Below are 22230 nucleotides of genomic sequence, written 5' to 3'. Positions count from 1 at the left end.
GTGTGATATATTAAAGCCCGTGGGCTTCCATATCGAGGGAATCCACGGGCTTTGTTGCGCTTTTTTTACAGCGCCTTGTTTTCAGAAAAACGAATTTTCCCTATTTGCTTTGTAGATATAAATGATAAGCCTATTTCACATACTTTTTGTGTTTCGATAGAAGATGTTAAATTTATATCATCAGAGTCTTTTGACGCTAATATAAAATCCATTCCTATATCAGATCGCAATATTGACTTCAATAAAGGAGAAAGATTTTATATGTTTTATAATAATGAAAAAGTTGCTTATTGTGAACTGAAAAGCGATATTAAATAACTTGGAAATTAGATCCTTAAGCAATAATACGATCGCCATACAAATCAAGAGCTGCAATTAAAAATAGGAATCTATGCAGAAAGTAGAGAAGGTGAACAGAACTGACCGTCAGAATTGAATGCTCCGAAAATAGCAATAGATATGAAGAAGCGACGATAACGATTTAATAGAAGTTTGTTACTTATATCAAATATGGAAGATTATCTTTACACTCGTACAAATTGATGACAATATCTCAAACTTAATAATGTTCCTAAAGACAGCCGTACTCATAAAGTGGAAGTCAAGGGCGGGGATTTTTTAGTCAAGCACACCAAATCTGGTGGGCTTCGCTCGCAGGGGATCGTCACGATGTTGTCACCTCCCTACCATAGTCCTATGCTGTCGAACAAATGCCGTTGTGAGATGTTTTCGGCAACTCTTATCATTACTTTATCATAGTCTGACATAAAGCTGTCCACATCTTCTATGGCGGTGAAGCCGCTGTTGTTCAGGGCTTCTGTGAGCTTTTGTTTATCCTTGGTATAGGCTATATAGGCATTTTGCAAGGACCTGTTATTTTGCACTGTGATAAGCTGTGAATATGGCATCTTACTGTTTTGCAACTGCTTTTCTACGGCTTCACTCTCGCCCGAAAAGACTTTGAGGGGCTTCCCTTTTGCGGCTGTGATAAGATAGCCTTGGCAGGTGAACTTTTTCTGAGCAGACTTTATGTGAGATATCACAAAGCTTGCGTCTGTGCGGTATGAGCGTTCAAATATCTGCACGGTTTTGTTGTACCATTCTTCGTTGTTCTTTTCAACTGATTTTGATGTTACCATGGTATCGCCCCTTTCACTGATATTATAATATCTCAACCTATGTGTGCAATTTTGGACATAGGAAACGGTATTATCATATTGAGGTGAATAATATGATATACAAGGGAATATTCTGGCTTATCGAGGGTGAATTATATACAAAGAAGTTAGAGTGCGACAAATCGGGAAATGTTATTGGTGACGGCAGTGGACTTAACTCAAAGTCGGGGGATAATTTCAATCACAGGCTGACCTGGGAGGGACTGCCGAAAAACGTAACACATGGGAAAGAGTACAATTATTATCCTCGGGGCAGAGTGGAGATAAAGGGCGGCAAGGCTGTGATATATCTTAATCCTGCGCTGAACAGTGAGGAGATGTTGGCGGAGCTTACAAGGCTGTTCGGGCTTGATGAGCTTGATTTTGTGAGGGTCAAAAATGACGGAAGCAGGCACTACAGAGCGTATGCTCCATAGTGCCTGCGCTTTATTTTATCTCATAGATATCGTCATAGAGAAATCTCACGTTGCCCACAGTACGATCTAAATGGAAATGTCCGCAGAGCCACATTTCATAGACAAGCTTATTTCTTATTTTGGAAAGAAACTTTTCGTTATCATAATGCCGTTTGAAGCACTTGGCGGTGTTCAGGTCGGGGATATAGCGGTCTGTTGGTCTATACTCATATCTTTATCTGTTAAAGCCTATATGCTTTGGCTCTTCTTCGAGGGTATCGTCCTCGGTGAGGTCAAAGTCACGGGCTTTTAGGGTCACGATATCGTCCATTGTCATGGTACTGAAATTCTGTCTTGTGAGCCTGAGTGCCTGACCGAACAGTGCTCCCTCTATAAGATTTCTTGCAAATCTGCCGTTGCCGAAATTCGGCTTCTTGCAGACCCTTTCAAGAAAAGGCAGGAGCGTTTCATCAACGTCGTCGGCAAGCTTATGTTCATTGTTTTTAGCCATAAGATGGACGATACTAAGAAGATCCTCGGCGGTATAGTCCTCAAAATTGACATGGAACGCAATTCTTGATCTCAGGCCAGGGTTGCGGTCGAGGAAGTCGTTCATTTCCTTTGGATAGCCTGCGAAAATGACTACCATATCGTCACGGTTGTTCTCCATTTCCTGCACGATAGTGTTTATGGCTTCGTCGCCATAAGAGCCAGAGCGGTCATCGCAAAGGGAATAGGCTTCGTCGATAAAAAGCACTGAGCCTTTAGCTTTCTTGAACATATTCTTCACCTGAACGGCTGTCCAGCCAACATATTTTCCAACAAGGTCGGAACGTCCGCACTCGATAAGGTCGCCTTTAGAAAGCACGCCATTTTCTTTGAGTATTCTTGCAAACAGCCTTGCAACTGTGGTCTTTGCTGTGCCGGGGTTGCCTGTGAACACCATATGCATGGCTGTTCGGCTTTCTTTCATGCCCTTATCGGCAAAAATTTTCTGCGCCTTTGAATATGTTATCGCCTTTTCGATAACGCTCTTGGCGGAATCAAGTCCGATAAGCTCCTGAAGCTCGCTGTAGGCAGAGCCTTTTATCTCCTTGGCTTCTTCCCTGTCATAGAGCTTTTTGAAGTTTGAATACTGGGGATAGATTTTTGTTTTCAGGACATTTGAATACCAAGTATCGTACATACCCATAAGCTCGCTTGCTCTATATGGGGTATCCTTTGCGCACAGGGAAAGGAGGTCTTTATCGCAGGAGGTATTCTCTTCTCTGCAAAGCTTTCTGAGATATTTATGTGCATCTTCGTTTTCTACAGTATCGTCCGCAAGCTTCACGAATGTGATAGCGCCGAGCTTTTCTTCCACAGCGTCAGGGAGAGAAGGTCCGTCATTTGAAAAGGTAAAAATAAACTGTATCTCGTTTTTGTAGGCATTGATGAGGTCAAATATAATATCGGGGATAGTTTCATCGGCTGTACAATTATCGCTGTTGGTACACTTTAAACCACAACAATTCATTATGATAGTAGAGCCGCTGCAAACACGGAACAGTTCACGGATATCTGAGCTTCGGGCTGATAAATTATAAAGGTCGAGAACGGTATATCTTGCACAGCCTAGTCTGTTATTTGAATACAGGGAGCTTACAAGGGTATCGGCAAGCCTATGGGCATTATCGCTTTGGACCAAATAATGTACCGGTATGCCTTTTGTTACACCGACGCTGTTCTTTCTGAATATTCTCTTAAGCTCAGGCTCAAAGGTATCTGAGCAGAGATATTTTTTTGCTACGGCGAGAGCGTCTTTTTTATCAATGGACTTTGTGATATTTTCGTTTATGTACGATCTTCTATAGTTACTGAACAGGTCGTCCAGTTCATAGTCATTCAACAGGTCTTCATCGAACTTGAAATTATCATGATAGCCGTTGGGGATCATTCTTTTGAACGTTTCCACTGTTATTTCCTCGAAGCTTATATCCACGCACTCAAGCTTTATAAATGAAAAGAAGTTCTTTACATAGGCTTTCACGTCGGCTTCAATGTCTGTCATCATTACCCCTATGGTCGCCTGATCTTTTACGGCGCTTGATATAAAGGCACAGTTTCTGTTGGACATGGTGCGTGCCATTTCATTGAACTCGTTTATAAGCTGGTTTTTCTCATCAAAAAATGTATCGTACTCTTCTTCATTATCTCTTGTTCTTCTGATAATAGACTCTTCAAGTATACATCTTGCTCTGTAACAACGCATAAAAATCCGCCTCCGTGGTCTTTTCTCATTCTTGTTTTTCGTCTGTATCTGCATTATAGCACCCGGAATGTTCAAAAATGTGGACATAGCGGAAGTTTTTAATATCCGAAATTTTACCCATGGTGGGTGATATGATAAGAGCAACACAAAAAGAAAGGACTTGATACAATGGATAAGAGCAAGATATACACCGCAGAAATGGCGGCGAGAAAAATATGCTGACGGCGGATTTCGGGCACAGGCTGCCTGTTAGGTGCTAAAGCAGGTGGTGTATCCTTTTATGATACAAAAACTTAGCGGCACACAATTGACAAAATAAAGCAAAAGTGATATATTGAAAGAAAGATATCACAGAACAGGAGGGCAAAAATGTCATATACAAAAACAGATATGCTTTCGCACAAGATCATTGAGATACTCAAAGAACACAGTGACGAAAAGCACCCCCTTACTCAGCAGCAGATCTGCGGTTATCTTGAGGAAAAGCTTGGCATAAAGCCTAACCGCAAGACGGTGGCTCAGCATTTAAAGAGCATAATAGGCGATGAAAGCTGCAATGTTTTCATCGCAGACAATGACAACGATGATGATGATAAAAGCGATAAAAAATACATCACAGATATTTACTACGCCTCTGACATCACCGCTGAGGAATATGAGTTTCTGGCAGACAGCATCATATACTCGCCAATGCTCCCTGCGGACTATGTGAGGGATCTGATAAAAAAGATAAACATCTTATCTACGGGTAACACAAAGAGCAAGGAAGCCAATCTCAGAGAGACCTTTCACTATGGCAACAAGAGCATTTTTTTGGTGATAGAAAATATCAAAGAGGCTATGAACACCAACAGGAAGCTTGATGTTACCATAAGCGATTATGACAAGAACGGCAAGCTTTTCACTAAGAGCGACCCACAGAGCGGTATAAAGCTTCAACGTGTTATGCTCAGCCCTTATGGCATCGTTATGGCAGACGGCTTTTACTATCTCCTTGCAAGTGATGTTCGTTACGATGATCTTCGTCATTTCAGGATAGACAAGATCCTAAAGGCGAGTATCTGCGAAGAGGACGGCTCTATGAGAGATGTAAAGACGCTTAGCAATGTTCCGAGGGATCTAAAGCCTGTGCAATACAAAAATCTTAACAGGTATATGCTTGACGGGACTGTGGAGCGTGTACATATCAACATAAAAAAGAAAGACATAAGTCTTGTGCTTGATACATTCGGGAATGAGTTCACCTGCAATAAGGTCATAGATAATGACGATATCTATGACGTGACGTTCAGGGCAAATATCCAGACGGCTGTACGCTGGGCGATAGCTAACAGAAAAGCTGTGAAGCTGACCTCGCCAAAGAGGGCTGTGGATATTGTAAAAGAAGAGATCTCGGCATTGTCTGAGATGTATGGAAATCAAGAGAGGTGACTAAAATGAATGTAAATACAGTTAATTTCGGAGATATCATAAAGGAGATAAGTCATGGACTTATGGCGGAGAGCTATATTTCGGACAATGAGTTTACTAAGCCATGCGAATATCTAAGGCTTGTGGACATTGACGACGGCGTTATTGCGGAAAACTGCATTGAGATAGTTTATGACAGCAAGCGTTTTGAGAAATATGCCATAAAGGACGGAGATGTGATACTTTCTACCACGGACAAGAATTTCAAGGTGATATGTGCAGGCGATATGGGGGACAGAAAGCTTCTTGTTTCACCCACGCTGATAAGGATAGGACTTGACAAGGAGAAGGCTGACCCTTACTATATTGCGGCTTATCTTTCATCGGCAGAGGGAAAGGCTATGCTTGACGGCTGTCGCAGCGGAAAGGTACTAAGGATATTGCACACAAAGGGGTTGAAAGAGTGTGAGATACCTTTGCCGACTATGGAGGAGCAGAGAGAGATCGGCGAAAAATACCGACATCGTCTTCATGAGATAAGACGGCTTAAAGCTGATATAGAGGGGCTTTATGAGGATATAGAGATGATGAGATAGAAAATTGATCCGCATTGCGTACAAAAGAGTGTCGCTGTGCGGATCTTTTATATTGTTTGGAAGCGTTCTTCCACTTGAAAATTTCATAAATACGCTATATAATAAGGATATATCTGAAAAGGGGTGGAGATATGACCTTACAGCAGCTTAAATATGTGGTGGCTACGGCGGAGAAAGGTACTGTCAGCGAGGCGGCACAGTCGCTTTTTATTTCTCAGCCTAGTCTTACCAACGCTATCCGTGAGCTTGAAAAGGAAATGAATATCACTATATTCATACGCACAAACAAGGGCATAACGGTATCAAAAGAGGGTGAAGTCTTTTTGGGCTATGCAAGGCAGGTGCTTGAACAGGCGAGCCTTCTTGAAGAAAAATACTGCGGAAAGCAACACGGCAAAAGGCAGTTTTGCATATCCACTCAGCATTACTCCTTTGCGGTGAACGCTTTTGTTGACCTTATAAAAGAGTTTGGCGGAGATGAATATGATTTCAGCATTCGTGAGACGCAGACCCACGAGATAATCGAGGACGTGGCGAGAATGAAAAGCGAGCTTGGCATACTCTATCTCAACGATTTCAACGAGCCTGTGCTTTCAAAGGAGATAAAGTCCAAAGAGCTTAAATTCACGGAGCTATTTTCTGCAAAGCCACACGTTTTTGTAGGCTCTGCAAATCCCCTTGCGCAGAAAAAGTCGGTGACCCTTGACGACCTGCTCCCCTACCCTTATTTATCCTTTGAGCAGGGGGAATACAACTCTTTCTACTACTCGGAGGAGATACTAAGCACCATAAAACGACCAAAGAATATCCGCGTCCGTGACCGTGCGACCCTTTTTAATCTTCTTATCGGTCTTAACGGCTACACCATTTGCAGCGGCGTTATTGACGAAAAGCTCAACGGCAGTGATATCGTAGCTGTTCCCCTTGAAGCGGAGGGGTCGATGCGCATTGGCATAGTTACTCACAAAAAGGTACTTTCTAATCCACTGACGGAATTTTATATCAATGCACTGAAAAAATATATAGGCGAGGAAACAAGGTTGACAACATGAGAAATATGTGATATTATAAAAGCATACAAAGCCTATAGGAATTATGTACAAAGGAGAATTTTCATGACAGAGCTTATAAAGCTTGAACAGAATATAACCGATACTATAAAAGAGTCGCAGATAAAGCTTGGGTTTACCCCTAATGCGGTGACGCTTTTTTATCCTCTTGACTCACTCAATGCCATAACAGGGGGCGAGCTTACGACTGAGGAAATGATAAAAGCCATAGACGAATACAAAAGCGAGATACTTTCATGCAAGGCTTCGCTTGCTCAGGACGGCAGGATAGCTGTTACGGTATCAGAGGAGAGCGTGAGGGCTATCCACGAAAAGGTGGAGGCAAGCCCGTTTCTTGTGGAGTTTATCGGAGCGGTAAAAGAGGGGTGTTCTCTTGAAAGAGCGGCTGAGATATTCAGAAAGTACAATAAGAACGCTGTTATAACTGCTGCACCTGACGATGAATTTGACCTGCTTGCATACTTTCCAGACGGAGAGCCTGACGGCTGCCGATACTGTTTACAGGACGACTTGGGCGGCATAACATATCACAGATTCACCAAGCTTGACTATGACGCACTTTATCCCGAAAAGTCAGGAGATAACACAGAAAAATGAAAAATTTCACCTGCATAAGCGTAAATCACAAGCTTTGCGGACAAGCCTTTCGCAGCCTTTTCACATTTGACAGCGCTCAGTGTGAAAAGCTGCTTTTTGACGTAAAGGACCTTTCACCTGTGCTTATTTGCACCTGCAACAGGACGGAGCTTTACTTTTGCGGAACACCTGAGGAGGGCATAAGGCTTCTTTGTGAACAAAGCGGAGTGGAGATCGCAAAGCTCAAACGCAAGGTCATGATATTCACAGACAAGACGGCAGTAAAAAGGCTTTACAGCGTATCATGCGGTATAGAATCAGCGGTCATAGGTGAGGACGAGATACTTGGACAGGTTCGCCGTGCATATGATCTTTCAAGGGAACGCATTGGGCTTTCCTCTGAGGTGAACATGATATTTCAAGGGGCTATCGCTTGTGCGAAGAAAATAAAGACGGAGACGGAGCTTTCAAAGACTTCCGTTTCCACGGCTACTCTTGCGGCTAAGGAAGCGGCACATTATAAGGATAATGTCAGGGTGATGCTTCTTGGAGCAAGCGGAGAGATAGGTTCGCTGGTCTTGAAAAATCTTCTTTCATACAAGAACGTAACTGTTATTGCGACGGCACGTTCCCACAGAAATGCACTGGAATATATTTCAGACGATCCAAAGCTTGAGCTTATACCATACGAAAAGAGATATGAGCGCATTGGCGAATGTGACTGCATAATTTCGGCGACTTCAAGCCCCCACTACACTGTTACGGCGGATATGCTCAGTGATAATGAAAACAAGCTTTTTATAGACCTTGCAGTGCCGAGAGATATTGACCCTGCCGTGGAAAAGCTTGCAGGGGCCAGGCTTATAGACATGGACTTTTTCACGGAGCTTGCCAAAGAAAACAATCTCAAAAAGCTTGACAGCGTGGAGAGGTCGAAGCTTATCATAGAAGAGGAAACTGACGAGCTTGAAAAGCAGCTTATGTTCCATGATTTTCTTCCGCAGTTTGAGTGTCTTGACAGAAGACTTTGCGAGGTTTCGGCGAAAGAGCTGTTTTTCAGACTAAAGTCGGAGCTTGATTCACAGACTTTCGGCAAGGTTATAGAAGTAATAAAAGAATACGGAGAATGACGATGCCATACTTTCCTTTTTTTGCGAATATTGAGAATATGCCATGCCTCGTGGTGGGTGGCGGACAGGTAGCTTTGAGAAAACTCGAAAAGCTTCTTGACTTTTCGCCTATAATAAAGGTGGTGGCATCAAAAGCTTGCGGTGAGATAAGAGAACTTGCAGGCAGGGGCATGATAACACTTTTTGAGCGTGCTTTTAAGGACAACGACATAGACGGCAGTACATTTGTGATAACTGCCACAGGGGACAGCGGTGTAAACAGGCACATTTCTCAGCTTTGCAGGCAAAGGCACATTCCATGCAACGCAGTTGATGACCCTGAGAGCTGTACGTTCTTCTTCCCTGCCATTGTTACAGAGGGGGACGTTTGCATTGGCATTTCAACAGGCGGAAAAAGCCCTACCCTTGCTTCTCACCTGAGAAAGACGATCCAATCGCAGACAGAGGGCAGACTTGGGGATATATGCGAGGTCATGGGAAAAGTCCGTGACTATGCCCTTGAAAATATATCCACGGAGCAGGCTAGGAAAAAGGCTATGGCAGAGGTTCTGAAAAAATGCCTTGAAAGTGACGTGCTTCCAACAGAGGAACAGCTTATAGAGATGATAAAGGAGCGAAAATGAAACTGAGAGCAGGCACAAGAAAAAGTCCACTTGCAATGGCGCAGACTTATATGGTACTTGACATGATAAAGGCGGCTTTTCCTGAGTGTGATACCGAGATAGTCACCTTCACCACAAAGGGCGACAGACAGCTTGACAGACCTCTTGACAAGATAGGCGGCAAGGGTGTGTTCGTCACGGAGATAGAACAGGCTTTGCAAAGCGGAGAGATAGACTTTGCAGTACACAGTGCAAAGGACTTGCCTGTTACGCTGGGCGAGGGGCTGGAGATATCGGGAGTTTGCCCTCGTGGGAACTATCGTGATATGCTTGTGACCAAAAAAGGCGTTGTATTTAACGATTGTGATGTTTTCACTGTTGGCACAGGAAGTCAGCGTAGACGCGGGGGCTTTGCAAGGCTTTATCCTAACGCAAAGTTTGCTGATATAAGAGGCAATGTTGGTACACGCCTAAAAAAACTTTCTGATGGGCTTTATGACGGCATAATACTTTGTGCGGCAGGAACGGAGCGTTTGGGACTTTCCCTTTCGGAATACGAGGTAAAAGAGTTTGAACCTTGGGAACTTTTGCCTGCACCTTGTCAGGCTATAATTGCAGTGGAATGTGCAAAGGAGAGCAAGGCGGCTGAGATAATTTCGCAGGTATCACACAAGGAAACTATGCTCAGGTTTGAAACCGAGCGTGAGGTGATAAGACTTCTGGGTGCGGACTGCACTGTGCCTGTGGGGGCATACAGCGAGATAAATGGGGAAAAGATATCTCTCACTGTTTCAGACGGCAAGGGGCATTTTGCTCAGGGCGAAAAAGAGATAGAAAAAAGATTTGAACTTGTTAAGGAGCTGACTGATAAGCTATGAGCGGCAGAGTTATAATAGCAGGGGCAGGCTGTGGAGATTATGACCTTATCACAATGAGAGGTTATGAGGCTCTGAAAAGCTGTGACGTGGTGATATATGACAGCCTTATAGACAGCCGTTTGCTTGACTTCTGCAAGGACGGTGCGGAGAAAATATGCGTTGGAAAGCGTGCAGGCAGACACAGCTCCACGCAGGAGGAGATAAACGCACTTCTTGTGGAAAAAGCCGCAGAGGGCGGTGTTGTTCTCAGGCTAAAAGGCGGCGACCCTTTTGTGTTCGGCAGAGGGGGTGAGGAGATAACTGCACTCAAAGCCGCAGGCATACCATACAGCCTTATACCAGGGGTGACTTCCTCGGTGGCAGTGCCTGAGCTTGCAGGTATACCGGTGAGCCACAGGGGACTTTCAAGGAGCTTTCATGTTATAACAGGTCACACTGCGAACGACCTGCTCCCAGAGCATTTTGAAAGCTATGCAAAATGCGGAGGAACGCTTATTTTTCTTATGGGGCTTAGAAATCTCCCTGAGATAGCAGGCAGGCTCATTGAAAACGGCATGGGCAAAAATACTCCTGCGGCGGTGATATCAAAGGGGGCTACACCTGAGCAGAGGGCTGTAAAGGGCTGTCTTGGCGACATTGCTGAAAAGGTGAAGAGAGAGGGTTTGCCTGCGCCTGCTGTGATAATAGTTGGAGAAACCGCCGGGCTTGACTTTTCGCCTACCTACCTGCCTCCATTGTATGGAGTTTCTGTAGCCGTCACTGCCACAAAGGGGCTTTCAAGGCGGCTTATAAAATCGCTCAATGCCCTGGGGGCATATGCTCACCGCTGCGGCGGATTTGAGCTTAGGGAGCTGCACGATGAGGTCACGGAAAAAGCTTTTTCACGGCTTTCAGAGGGCTTTTACAGCCATGTTGCTCTTACAAGTCCAAATGGTGCGGAGATATTTTTGAAGAGGCTTAGAGAAAGCCGTATTGACATAAGAAAGCTAAGCGGAGTGAAGATAGCTGTCATAGGCAAAGGCACTGGGGCGAAGCTTGAAAAGGCTGGGCTTTATGCAGACATAATGCCTGAAAAATTCAACAGCGTGGCTCTTGGAAATACGCTCTCGGACACTCTTACTTGTGAGGACAGGCTTCTTATAGTACGCTCCTCGGAGGGGTCAGCGGAGCTTGTTAAGCCATTGGCTAAAAAAGGGCTGAACTTTGATGATGTTCATATTTACGAGCCTGTTTACAGCACAGGCGAGAAGATAGATGATGACTACGCTGTGTTTGCCAGTGCAGGCGGAGTGAGGAGCTTTTTCCGTGGCGGAGGAAGCTTATCAGAGAATACAAAGTGTATCTCCATAGGCGAAGTGACGGCGGCAGAGCTTAAAAAATACGGTATAAATGGCCCTCTGCTTCCAACAGAAAGCACAGCAGAGGGAATAATACAAAAGATACTTTCAGATAAGTGAGAGGAAGATAAAAATGCGAAGATTCAGAAGATTAAGGGCAAACCCAGCAATGAGAAGAATGGTTTGCGAAACAAGATTAAATGCGGCAGACTTTATCTACCCGATTTTTGTGGCAGAGGGCAATAACATCATGAAGCCTGTTGACTCTATGCCAACAGTTTATCAGTATTCTATCGACAATCTGGAGCAGATATTGCCGCAGATAGCAGAAAGCGGTATATCGGGCTTGCTTATTTTCGGCATACCAGAGAAAAAGGACGAGCTTGCAACGGAGGCTTACAATGACAAGGGCGTTACACAGCAGGCAATAAGATACATCAAAGAGCATTATCCTGACCTACTTATTATTGCGGACGTTTGTCTTTGCGAATATACGAGCCACGGACACTGCGGAGTTGTAAAGGGCGACAAGATACTCAATGACAGCACTTTGCCGCTTCTGTGCAAAATGGCGGTGAGCCTTGCAAAGGCCGGCGCTGATATTATCGCACCATCCGACATGATGGACGGCAGAGTTGCGGCAATAAGGGCGGCGCTTGACGAGAATGCTCTTACTGATATTCCTATAATGTCATACAGTGCAAAATTTGCTTCGGGATATTATTCTCCGTTCCGTGACGCCGCAGAATCTGCACCATGCTTTGGCGACAGAAAGTCATATCAGATGGATCCTTGCAACGGACGTGAGGCTCTCCGTGAGATAGAGGACGATATCGAGGAGGGGGCTGACATGGTAATGGTGAAGCCTGCGCTTTGCTATCTTGATATCCTCAGAGCCGCCAGGGACAGATATGATCTGCCGATTGCGGCATACAACGTAAGCGGTGAGTTCTCTATGGTAAAAGCGGCGGCACAGCTTGGCTGGATAGACGAAAAGCGTATCGTTCTTGAAAATCTCACTGCTATAAAGCGTGCAGGTGCGGACATTATCATAACATACCATGCTCTTGACGCCGCAAAATGGATAAAGGAGGACAACTGACATGAACACTGCTAAGTCTAAACAGCTTTACAAAACTGCCTGCGGTTTTATGCCCGGTGGAGTGAACAGCCCTGTCAGAGCCTGCAAGGCGGTTGGCACTGTTCCGCTTTTTATCGACCATGCGAAAGGGTCAAGGATATGGGACGAGGACGGAAACGAGTTTATCGACTATGTATGCTCATGGGGGCCGAACATTCTCGGTCACTGCTGTGAGCCTGTGATAAATGCTGTGAAAGCCGCCTGCGACAAGGGGCTTACGTTCGGTGCTTGCCACAAGGGCGAGATAACCTTGGCTGAGCTTATAAAAAAGCACTTTCCGTCTATGGAAATGCTCAGGCTCGTAAACTCAGGTACGGAAGCTGTCATGAGTGCAATAAGAGCCGCAAGAGGATATACTGGCAGGGACAAGATAATAAAATTCGAGGGCTGTTATCATGGTCACTCGGACGGACTGCTTGTAAAGGCAGGCTCTGGACTTATGACGCAGGCTATCCCATCGGGTGCAGGAGTGACAGAGGGCTGCACAAAGGACACGCTTCTTGCAAAGTACAATGACACTGCTTCTGTGGAAAAGCTTTTTGAGGAATACGGCAGCGAGATAGCCGCACTTATCGTTGAGCCATGCGCCGCAAACATGGGCGTTGTTCCGCCTGAAAAGGGCTTTCTTGAATTTCTCAGAGAGATAACGAAAAAGCACGGCACTGTGCTTATATTTGACGAAGTTATAACGGGCTTCAGGCTTTCAGATGGGGGAGCTTCAAAATATTTCGGAGTTATCCCTGACATGACTACCCTTGGCAAGATAGTGGGCGGAGGAATGCCACTTGCCTGCTATGGAGGAAAGCTTGAGATAATGCAGTGCGTTGCACCACTAGGCTCTGTGTATCAGGCAGGCACGCTGTCGGGAAACCCATGCGCAGTGGCGGCAGGAATAGAAACTATCAGGCAGATAGAAAGCATACCAAACTTCTATGAGGAGCTTGACAGAAAGTCGGCTATGATAGAGAATGCCATAAGGGAAAAGGGTCTGAACGTGAATCGCTGTGGTTCGCTTATGACGGTATTTTTCAATGACGAGAGAGTGAAAAGCTATGATGAGGCAAGGGCTTGCAACACGGAAAGCTACGGCAGATACTACCGTCATATGCTTCAAAGCGGCATTTACACTGCACCGTCGCAATTCGAGGCAATGTTCGTTTCCTTTGCTCACAGTGACGAGGATATAGCAAAGACTATTGAGGCGATAGAGTCTTACAGATAACAAAAAACGGAGCTGTTCAAATCAAGCTGAACAGTTCCGTTTTTTATATTCCATATATGTAGGGGCGAACAGTGTTCGCCCGTTTTGTTTGCCTGACAAACTCATGATATCCACGCAATTTTTGGCTCAATATTCCCAAATGCGGCTTTCAACATAAGTTTGCGAGAAAATCAGGCGGGCGAACGCTGTTCGCCCCTACAATGTGCCAACGTGTTATGCAGAATATTTTTTATATCAGCAAATTCTAGGGAGAAGCTCTCCGCCAGGCTGTGGGAGAAGGGTCTGTGAGCCTATCTCTGTTTTCATTACAACTCTGCCTGCGTTATCCTCTGTGACCTCGCCTATGACAGCGGCGTTCTCTGAGTTTTTGCACTTTCTAAGGGCAGAAACGATATCCTCTGCTTTGTCCTTTGGTGCGAATATAACAAGTCTGCCCTCGCAGGCAAGATACAATGGTTCTAAGCCCAGCATACCGCACACGCCTTTCACCTCGTCTGCCACCGGTATTTTCTCAGCATCAAGGGTTATTCCCACACCGCTTTGACCTGCTATCTCGTAAAGAACAGTGCCTACACCGCCTCTTGTTGCGTCACGGATAACGTGGATATCGTTTGTAACGTCGAACATGGCTTTTACGTTTGCCCAGAGGGGTGCACAATCGCTTGTTACGTCTGCCTCTATGCCGAACTCGTCACGAGCTAAAAGTATGGTACAGCCGTGTCTGCCGATATCACCTGACACTATAACGGCGTCGCCTGCTTTAGCAAGCTTGCCTGAGGTGTTGGCGTTGTCCATTATCCTGCCTATGCCCGTAGTGGTAATGAAAACGCCGTCTACCTGACCTTTTCCTGCCACCTTTGTGTCACCTGCACATATCTCGACACCTGCTTCCTTAGCGGTCTTTGCCATGGCGGCGGCTATCTCCTCAAGCTTATCCATTGGAAAGCCCTCCTCGATAACGAAAGCACAGGAGAGATACAAAGGCTTTGCGCCCATGCAGGAAAGGTCGTTCACAGTGCCGCAAATACTTAGCTTGCCGATATTTCCTCCTGCAAATTCGTATGGGGAAACTATAAAGCCGTCTGTGGTGAATGCTATCTTGCCCTTTTCCATGGAAAGCACGGCCGCATCGTCGGCGGTCAGGTCAGGGTTAGCGAAATGCTCCTTAAAAACACGGTCGATAAGCTCGGAAGTCTGCTTTCCTCCTGCGCCGTGGGCAAGGGTAACAAATTTATCTGTCATAATTATTCCTCTTTTCGGATAGTTTATTTTACAAATTGCCATACTGATAATATGCCGAGCAAGCGCCCTCGTTTGACACCATGCACGCACCTATAGGGTGCAGCGGTGTGCAGACCTTGCCGAAAACTTTACAGTCTGAGGGCTTGCACTTGCCCTGCAAAACATCTCCGCAGCGGCAGGCTGGGTTCGGTTTGCCTGTTATTTTCGGCAGGGAGAATTTCTTTCGTGCGTCAAAGTCAGCATATTCGTCACGGAGTATCATGCCTGACATTGGTATGATACCAAGTCCACGCCACTCGCTGTCGCAGGGGGTCATGACCTTTTCCATAAGCTTTATGGCGGCAGGGTTGCCCTCGGGCTTTACTACTCTAGGATAGCAGTTTCTGAAAAACGGCTCGCCACGCTGAGAAAGCTCTATGGTAACAGCAAGAGCCGTAAGAAGTTCAGCAGCCGTGAAGCCCGTAACAACGCCTGAAACGCCCTTTTTCACAAGCTCCTCGCACACGGCTGTGCCTGTGATAGCGTTGACATGACCGGGGTACAAAAATGCGTCTGCACTTCCCTCCAAAGCCTTATAAGCGTTTGGCATGGTCTTGTTTGCACCAAGAATAGAGAAGTTTTCAAGCCCCAGCTTTTTCGCTTTTTCTACTGCAAGGCAGGCTGATGGGGTGGTGGTCTCAAAACCAACGGCGAGAAATACCACCTGCTCATCTCTATGGCTTTCGGCATATGAAACTGCGTCAAGGGGCGAATAGACTGTCTTTATTGTCGCACCCTTTGACCTTGCTCCTGCAAGACTCATTTCTGTACCGGGTACTCTTATAAGGTCGCCGAATGTGCATATCACCGCACCTTTTTCAAGAGCGAGCATACAAGCCTCGTCGATAAAGCCAATGGGGGTAACGCACACAGGACAGCCAGGACCTGAGATAAGCTCAACGCTCTCAGGAAGGAGCTTTCTTATGCCAAGCTTGAAAATCTCGTGGGTGTGAGTACCGCAGACCTCCATTATGCGAAGCTTTTTGCCGTCATCACGTTTGTAGGAGCTTATTATCTCCTTTGCATTTTCTATAGTGTTCATTGGATACTCTCCATTATCTCGTCAGTTTCTTCGCTATCGTCAGAGGTTATTTTTGCGATAGCCACCCCTGCGTGTACCATGACATAATCCCCTACCTCGAGATCGTCGATAAGGTCAGCAGATACCTCTCTTTTTGCACCGCTTGCGTCAATAACGGCAGTGCCCTCGTTTACACTTACTACCTTTGCAGATAAACCTACACACATATCAATACCTCCAAAAAAAAATTAATTTATATCACAAAATCGAACTTACAAAGCAGAAAATAAGATAAATCGCCGCAGGCGATACCTTAATTCCTCACTCCTCACTCCTCATTCCTCATTCCTCATTCAGATAAAACGCTTGTCCCAAAGCTATACCACCGTCATTAGCAGGCACAAGGCTGTGGATAAGCACTCTAAGTCCCATTTTTTCAAGGCGGCACTTCACCATTTTAAGCAGAAGCTTGTTCTGAAAAACTCCCCCGCTCAAGGCACAGACCTTTACGCCTGTTCTCTCGCTTATGGTTCTGCACGCCTGTGCGGTCATGTCCGCAAGAAGTGAATGGAACTCATAGGCAAGGCGGTTTTTATCCTCACCATTTTGCATACCCTGGCAAAGACGCTTGATAAGAGCCTGAGTGCAGAGCATTATCCTGCCCTCTTTTTCGGCAGTGAGCTTTTCCATAGGCTCGTAAATGCCAAACGACTCACGGCTGAATTTTTCTGCCGCAAACTGCAACGCCATGGAAGCTTCGCCCTCAAAGGTTGAAGAACGCCTTATGCCAAGCACCGCAGAAGCGGCGTCAAAAAGCCGTCCTGCACTTGTGGAGCTTACTGCGTTTACTTTTTTCTCTGCCATTATGGACAGAAGCTTGTACTCTTTCGCTGTACAAATACCAAGCTTTTCACAGATCTCTCCGCCCCTTTCCCCATAGGCTGAGCCTGCAATCATTGCGGCGATACGCCAGCCCTCTTTAGAGGAAAGGTCGCCGCCCACCTGCATGAAGGGCTTTATGCTTCCCATACGCTCAAAGCCTGTGCGGTCGCAGAGAAGTATCTCTCCTCCCCATATGGTGCCGTCTGTGCCAAAGCCTGTGCCGTCATATGATACGCCTATGACCTTTTCACTACAGTCGTTTTCTGCCATGCAGGAAAGAATATGGGCATAATGGTGCTGGACTTTTTTCAGAGGCAGGTCAAGCCCCTCGGCAAATGCAACTGTATTGTATTTAGGGTGCATATCGCAGACTACGTTTTGCGGAACTGCTTCCAGAAGTTCGCACATACGCTTCACGGACTCCTCAAGCGCCTTTACAGTGCGGATATCAGCCATATCCCCCACATAGGAAGAGAGATAATAAAGGCTTCCCTTTCTGATACAGAACGTATTTTTAAGCTCACCGCCTATGGCAAGGGTCTGACCTTTATCACTGCATGATGTCATAACAGGCAATGGTGCATATCCTCTTGAACGCCTTATTATGTAAGGCTTGCCCTCAAATGTATCCATAACAGTATCGTCTGAGCGTATCAAGATACGTCTGTTGTGGGATAATATCAGATCGCAGAAGCCTGCTATTTCGCTGAGTGCGTCCTCGTCGCTTCGACAGATAGGTGCGCCACGGACGTTTCCGCTGGTCATAACAAGGCTGTCGGTCATTTCCACGCCGTCATCGTAATCAAAAAGAAGCAGGTGCAAAGGGGCATAGGGAAGCATTACTCCCACTGTAGGATTATCGGGTGCAACGCTTTCGCAAAGGCTTCCACTAGTTTTTTTATCAAGAAGCACGATAGGCTTTTGCCAGCCTGTGAGAAGCTTTTCCTGCACTTCGCCAAAATCGCACTCACGCCTTGCGGTAGAAATATCCTTCAGCATAACGGCAAGTGGTTTTGCAGGGCGGTTTTTAAGCTCTCTGAGCCTTTTCACTGCGCTCTCGTTTTTTGCGTCACAGCAAAGGTGAAAACCGCCTATGCCTTTGACAGCGATTATCTTTCCTGCCATGACGGCTTCTCTTGCGGCTGTGATAGCCTCAGCGCCTTTCTTTTCACTGCCTATGATATAGACCTCCGGACCGCATTTGTTACAGCACACAGGCTGGGCGTCATAACGCCTTGTGGCAGGGTCGGTGTACTCCTCCTCGCAGTCTTTGCACATTGGAAAGTCAGCCATTGTGGTGCGAACTCTGTCATAGGGCATAGAGTCCATAATAGTGAGCCTTGGACCGCACTGAGTACAGTTTATAAAAGGGTGGTGGTATCTTCTGTTTGTTTTGTCGAAAAGCTCCGCCTTACATTTTTCGCACACAGCGATGTCAGAGGATACGAAAATATCCCCTTTTTCCTTTTCGCTGTCGATTATCTCAAAGCTGTCAAAAGGCGGTTCGTCGGCATGGGCGGAAATTATCTCCATTATCACCGAACGCTCAGGTGGACGGCTCTCAAGGGCTTTTTTCAAGTCCTCCACAGCCTTTTCACTGCCCTGTGCGTGTATCTCAACATAAGAGCCTTTGTTTGCCACAGTGCCGCAAAGTCCAAGGTCTGACGCTTCACGGCTAACAAAAGGTCGGAAGCCCACGCCCTGAACGATACCATAAACACGAATCATCTCAGTTTTCATCAGATAAGCTCCCTGACGGTGTCCTTTATCTCGTCCTCGGCTTCACTGCTGAGAACGTCTATAAGCACGTCCTCAAACTCCTCACCGTCCTGACCCTCATCTATGGCGGCATTTCTGAGCCTGCCTAACATTCTCACAGTATGCACTGTAGGTCTGCGACGAACGGAGTCCATGAGAATGTTCTCATAACCTCTGCCGTAAAACTGCTCCATATATCTCACCACGGCACTTGTCATGCTGATATCAGCCATGGGGTGTCTTTCGAGAAATCTAAGCAAAGGCAAAACTGCGTTTATGCCCTCACCGCTTTCGTCAAGCTCCTCCATGCAGTTTTCGGCTTCATATTCAAACTCCTCTGAGCCGAGATATTCTTCAAGGCGCTCTATAATTTCTTCTGTCATATCTTTTCACTCTCTCCCTGCAAAAGTCTGCCTGAAAGTCCGAAATGCGGAAAGTCTATAAACTCGCCGCTGAAATTTTTCATAACACGCCTAAGGGTCTTGTCTGCGATAACAACATCATAGTTATCACCAACATTGTCACAAAGGTCGCTTTCGTCTGCAAGGAAAAAATCACTCTGCTGTGAAAGCTCCTTTTTCTGCATAAAAAACGTTGCCGATGAGCAATGACACTTGCCGCTTTTTTCTGTGATAAGCTTTCTCACAGCGTCAGCCGCTGTTTGGTTATGTATCACAAGGACGTTTTTATCCGTAAAGTTATCAGCTTTTTGCACTATCTCCTCAGGCAGACAGCTTCGTGGATATTCTATCTCATAAGGCGTGCCGAACTTTTCTTTGAGATACTCCGCCGCCTTTATTGCCGCCGCTGAACAGACTATATTTTTCTCCGCCGCAGCTGCATTTTTCACATCATCAAGTGTGCTTCCCATGCCGTAGCATATAACATTCTCCCAACCCCTTGCCTTATATTCCGCCACTATCCTCTCGGGGCTTATGATACTAAGCTCCAAAGGCGTTGCACCGATAATGCCAAGCCTGCCTTTCTGAACAGGCTTGCTATCAGTGGCAAAGGTCTTGAAAAGCTCTATCCACACTGGCTCTGAGCCGCTGTCATAATAGTTCGTGCCTGTACACTCGGCTGTTATGCAAGGAAGCCCCGTTTTCTTCTCCGCCATTCGTTTCAACGCTCTCATATCTGTTGCGATAACAGCAGGCACAGGCGTGCCTATTATGGAAGTGAAAGCAGGGGATATCTGCTGGCAGGCTTTAGAAAGCTTTTCGATGAGCCTGTCGTCACGCCCTAAAATGGCGTCCATATCACGAAGTCCTGCGCTGAAAACTGCGCTCTTTTTGGTAAACCACCTTGGCTCGTCAAATCCGCAGACGTTGCCTGCACAGCCGCCTGCGTCGCATATTACCATTAGTCCTCCAAGCTCGTAAAGCACTGCCGACGCACCTGATTGGTCAGGGGCAAAGGGTGACAAAAGCTTCAAAAGATTTTTCATTTATCCTCCGCTCCTTTCCAATCAAGCGCCTTTTCAAGGTCACAAAACAGCTTTTTCACTCCTGCATAGCCGAAAGGCTGTATCTCGTCATTAAAGTCTGCTCCTGCTATGTCAGGGTGGTAATATGCACAGTCCTTGCCGATATAAATGTTCACACTCTCGTCAGGCTCATAAAAGAGCATTGTTGGTGAGAGGTTTGAATATATTTTTGTTTCAGGTGAGAGCTGTGCTATCTTTTTCACAAAGCCGAAATTTCGCTCTCCCACAGTTCCGAATATCTCCGCCACCTTGAAGCCGTATCTTATAAGAGCCAATGCCATTTCTATAGGGTCGCAGTTTGAAAACTCGCCCACTGCAAAGCACAGCCCGTTATGCTTTTCTCTGAAATCATCTATTAGCACCATGGTCTGCTCATAATACTCTTTATCGCAAAGCTCCGCTCCTATCGCCTGACCCAGCAGACGATACTGCGTAGATATCTTATCAGCCTGAAAAACTCTCGCAAGCTCTATAAAAGGTATGTTAAGCTCCTGCTCCATTTGCTGGGCGGCATATCTTGCTTCCGCATTGAGTACAAGAGAAAAATTTGCCTGCGACATTTTTTCATATTCCTCGAAGGTATCACACCTTGAAAGCTCCCTTATGGTCTTTACGCCTGCACTTTTGAGCAGGCTATAAAGCTCGCAATCCTCCTGCAATGGTGAGAAATAACCGAGGATATTCACCTCGTCAGACTTTCTCTTGAGTGGTTTCAGCAGTGAATACACCGATTTTCGCACTGAAGCCATAGGGGGCAGACGCTTTTCCCTTGTGAGGGCATACATATAGCATGGCACAACAGGCACGCCTGCTCGGTCGCTGGATTTTCTGCACACTCTGTCCATATCAGTGCCGAGGAGAGCGTCAACGCAGGTTATACATATCATCACCGCCGAGGGAGTGTGATCAAGGCTTTGACATACCTCCTCCACGGCTTTCGGTATCTTAGTAAGGTGCCTGCCTGTGACGATATCGGTATCGTCAAGAAGCAGGTAGAAAAATCTGTCGCCGTAGCCGCTTTCCGCACTGAGCATGGTGGTGTTTCGTCCACAGCAGGCAGGAGCCACAAGAAGCATAACCGAATTTGGCACTGCAAGGCCTGCTCTTTTTACACCAAAGCCCTGCGCTCCCGGTGAATTGAACGCCAATGTTGCAGGAGAGCTGTAGATAAGGTGCTTTGCCGAAAGAAGCTCGTCAGGGATATTATCTTTTCCCTTTTGGGCAAGCTCCGCCGCTGTTATGTAAAACGCTTTAGTCATCGTTGTCCTCCTGCATAAGGGTCTGTGCAAGCTTTAAAAAGCATTTTGCCGCCTGACAGTCAGGCTCGCCCTCTATGACGGTCATGCCCTTATCCTCACATCTGATGATATCGTCGCTTCTTGGTATATCCGCAACGATATCAAGTCCTGCGCTTTCTGCAAAGGCTCTGACCTTTTCTTCCTCACCCTCAACGTTTCGCCTGTTCATGACGATACCACGGACTTTTGCATAGCTTCTGTCGGCAAAGTTTTTCACCGCACTGTTTATATTATTTGCGGCATACAATGCCATTTTCTCGCCTGAGGTGACGATAAGCACCTTTGAAGCGTAGCCCTCTCTGATAGGTGCAGCGAAACCTCCGCACACAACGTCTCCGAGAACGTCATAAAGCACAACGTCAGGCTTATATTTTTCAAAAAGCTTTAAGTCTTCAAGCAGGCTGAACGTGGTGATTATACCTCTGCCTGCACAGCCAAGTCCGGGGGTAGGACCGCCTGTTTCTATACAAAGCACTCCGCCATAGCCCTCTTTTGATATCTCCTCTATGCTCTCAGGCTCATCGTCATGCTCTCTGAGATAATTCATCACAGGCATAACAGGCTCGCCCCCAAGAAGATTTATGGTGGAGTCAGCCTTTGGGTCACAGCCAATTTGTATAACTCTTTTCCCAAGACTTGCAAATGCAGCGGCAAGGTTTCCCGTAACTGTGGATTTTCCTATTCCGCCCTTTCCGTAAACGGCTATTTTTATCATAAA

Annotated in this window: 21 protein-coding genes; 11 read left to right on the top strand and 10 right to left on the bottom strand. The window is 46.1% G+C overall.

The genetic code is table 11. The features are described from left to right. Nucleotides 1-683: 683 nt before the first annotated feature. Nucleotides 684-1139 (bottom strand): hypothetical protein, encoded by a 456-nt coding sequence (locus AB5123_RS08200; RefSeq protein ID WP_278635040.1) that lies wholly within the window; start codon nt 1137-1139, stop codon nt 684-686. A 92-nt stretch (nt 1140-1231) separates the two neighbouring features. Between AB5123_RS08200 and AB5123_RS08195 the strand changes: the two genes are divergently transcribed. Then, complete coding sequence (locus tag AB5123_RS08195) at nt 1232-1594, top strand: hypothetical protein (protein WP_022287084.1); 363 nt, start codon at nt 1232-1234, stop codon at nt 1592-1594. 214 nt (nt 1595-1808) lie between these two features. Here AB5123_RS08195 and AB5123_RS08190 read toward each other — a convergent pair whose 3' ends face one another. Beyond that, nucleotides 1809-3824 carry an AAA family ATPase gene (locus AB5123_RS08190; protein WP_368364688.1) on the bottom strand — a complete coding sequence of 672 codons (2016 nt, stop codon included), beginning with the start codon at nt 3822-3824 and terminating at the stop codon, nt 1809-1811. 369 nt (nt 3825-4193) lie between these two features. On the opposite strand from AB5123_RS08190, the gene AB5123_RS08185 reads away from it, so the two are divergent. The 10 genes from AB5123_RS08185 to hemL all read left to right on the top strand — a co-directional run bounded on the left by AB5123_RS08185 (nt 4194) and on the right by hemL (nt 13786). Further along, nucleotides 4194-5255, top strand: coding sequence for a WYL domain-containing protein (locus tag AB5123_RS08185; RefSeq protein ID WP_337812111.1), 1062 nt, complete (start codon nt 4194-4196; stop codon nt 5253-5255). Nucleotides 5256-5260: 5 nt separating this feature from the next. After that, on the top strand, nt 5261-5830 hold the full coding sequence (locus AB5123_RS08180) for a restriction endonuclease subunit S (RefSeq protein ID WP_038670375.1): 570 nt from the start codon (nt 5261-5263) through the stop codon (nt 5828-5830). A 131-nt stretch (nt 5831-5961) separates the two neighbouring features. Beyond that, the gene (locus AB5123_RS08175) at nt 5962-6882 is read left to right on the top strand and encodes a LysR family transcriptional regulator (RefSeq protein WP_022287091.1); all 921 of its coding nucleotides are present in this window, start codon (nt 5962-5964) and stop codon (nt 6880-6882) included. Nucleotides 6883-6945: 63 nt separating this feature from the next. After that, a complete protein-coding gene (locus tag AB5123_RS08170; protein ID WP_038670373.1) occupies nt 6946-7497 on the top strand; it encodes a DUF3877 family protein in 552 nt (183 codons plus the stop codon). Continuing rightward, entirely contained in the window at nt 7494-8606 is a 1113-nt protein-coding gene (hemA, locus tag AB5123_RS08165; RefSeq protein ID WP_337812112.1) for a glutamyl-tRNA reductase, read from the top strand. The genes AB5123_RS08170 and hemA overlap by 4 nt, the downstream gene beginning before the upstream one ends. 2 nt (nt 8607-8608) lie before the next feature. Continuing rightward, the gene (locus AB5123_RS08160) at nt 8609-9229 is read left to right on the top strand and encodes a bifunctional precorrin-2 dehydrogenase/sirohydrochlorin ferrochelatase (protein ID WP_337812113.1); all 621 of its coding nucleotides are present in this window, start codon (nt 8609-8611) and stop codon (nt 9227-9229) included. After that, the gene (hemC, locus tag AB5123_RS08155; RefSeq protein ID WP_022287095.1) at nt 9226-10086 is read left to right on the top strand and encodes a hydroxymethylbilane synthase; all 861 of its coding nucleotides are present in this window, start codon (nt 9226-9228) and stop codon (nt 10084-10086) included. Before AB5123_RS08160 ends, hemC begins: the two co-directional genes overlap by 4 nt. Further along, entirely contained in the window at nt 10083-11543 is a 1461-nt protein-coding gene (gene cobA / locus AB5123_RS08150; protein ID WP_337812114.1) for a uroporphyrinogen-III C-methyltransferase, read from the top strand. The genes hemC and cobA overlap by 4 nt, the downstream gene beginning before the upstream one ends. Before the next feature lie 13 nt (nt 11544-11556). Next, nucleotides 11557-12525, top strand: a complete 969-nt coding sequence (gene hemB, locus AB5123_RS08145; protein WP_046441174.1) for a porphobilinogen synthase — start codon at nt 11557-11559, stop codon at nt 12523-12525. Nucleotide 12526: 1 nt separating this feature from the next. After that, nucleotides 12527-13786 carry a glutamate-1-semialdehyde 2,1-aminomutase gene (gene hemL / locus AB5123_RS08140; protein WP_337812115.1) on the top strand — a complete coding sequence of 420 codons (1260 nt, stop codon included), beginning with the start codon at nt 12527-12529 and terminating at the stop codon, nt 13784-13786. Between the two features lie 234 nt (nt 13787-14020). Here hemL and hypE read toward each other — a convergent pair whose 3' ends face one another. The 8 genes from hypE to AB5123_RS08100 form a co-directional block, all read right to left on the bottom strand. Further along, nucleotides 14021-15028 carry a hydrogenase expression/formation protein HypE gene (gene hypE, locus AB5123_RS08135; protein WP_038670360.1) on the bottom strand — a complete coding sequence of 336 codons (1008 nt, stop codon included), beginning with the start codon at nt 15026-15028 and terminating at the stop codon, nt 14021-14023. A 28-nt stretch (nt 15029-15056) separates the two neighbouring features. Then, entirely contained in the window at nt 15057-16109 is a 1053-nt protein-coding gene (gene hypD, locus AB5123_RS08130) for a hydrogenase formation protein HypD (protein WP_337812116.1), read from the bottom strand. Continuing rightward, nucleotides 16106-16315 carry a HypC/HybG/HupF family hydrogenase formation chaperone gene (locus AB5123_RS08125; RefSeq protein WP_022287101.1) on the bottom strand — a complete coding sequence of 70 codons (210 nt, stop codon included), beginning with the start codon at nt 16313-16315 and terminating at the stop codon, nt 16106-16108. The genes hypD and AB5123_RS08125 overlap by 4 nt, the downstream gene beginning before the upstream one ends. 115 nt (nt 16316-16430) lie before the next feature. After that, the gene (hypF, locus tag AB5123_RS08120; RefSeq protein ID WP_368364687.1) at nt 16431-18710 is read right to left on the bottom strand and encodes a carbamoyltransferase HypF; all 2280 of its coding nucleotides are present in this window, start codon (nt 18708-18710) and stop codon (nt 16431-16433) included. Continuing rightward, nucleotides 18710-19111: a hypothetical protein gene (locus AB5123_RS08115; RefSeq protein ID WP_022287103.1), complete on the bottom strand. Its 402-nt coding sequence runs from the start codon at nt 19109-19111 to the stop codon at nt 18710-18712. Before AB5123_RS08115 ends, hypF begins: the two co-directional genes overlap by 1 nt. After that, a complete protein-coding gene (locus tag AB5123_RS08110) occupies nt 19108-20175 on the bottom strand; it encodes a nitrogenase component 1 (protein WP_368364686.1) in 1068 nt (355 codons plus the stop codon). The genes AB5123_RS08115 and AB5123_RS08110 overlap by 4 nt, the downstream gene beginning before the upstream one ends. Then, the gene (locus tag AB5123_RS08105) at nt 20172-21473 is read right to left on the bottom strand and encodes a nitrogenase component 1 (protein WP_368364685.1); all 1302 of its coding nucleotides are present in this window, start codon (nt 21471-21473) and stop codon (nt 20172-20174) included. Before AB5123_RS08105 ends, AB5123_RS08110 begins: the two co-directional genes overlap by 4 nt. Next, nucleotides 21466-22227 (bottom strand): AAA family ATPase, encoded by a 762-nt coding sequence (locus tag AB5123_RS08100; protein ID WP_117863063.1) that lies wholly within the window; start codon nt 22225-22227, stop codon nt 21466-21468. Before AB5123_RS08100 ends, AB5123_RS08105 begins: the two co-directional genes overlap by 8 nt. Nucleotides 22228-22230: the final 3 nt, after the last annotated feature.

Origin of the sequence: Ruminococcus sp. RTP21204st1_B2_RTP21204_210225, from assembly GCF_040914135.1 — a bacterium.
GTDB classification, from domain to species: domain Bacteria; phylum Bacillota; class Clostridia; order Oscillospirales; family Ruminococcaceae; genus Hominimerdicola; species Hominimerdicola aceti.
The sequence above is the reverse complement of the archived record's forward strand: the minus strand, read 5'-3'. Positions and strand labels throughout refer to the sequence as shown.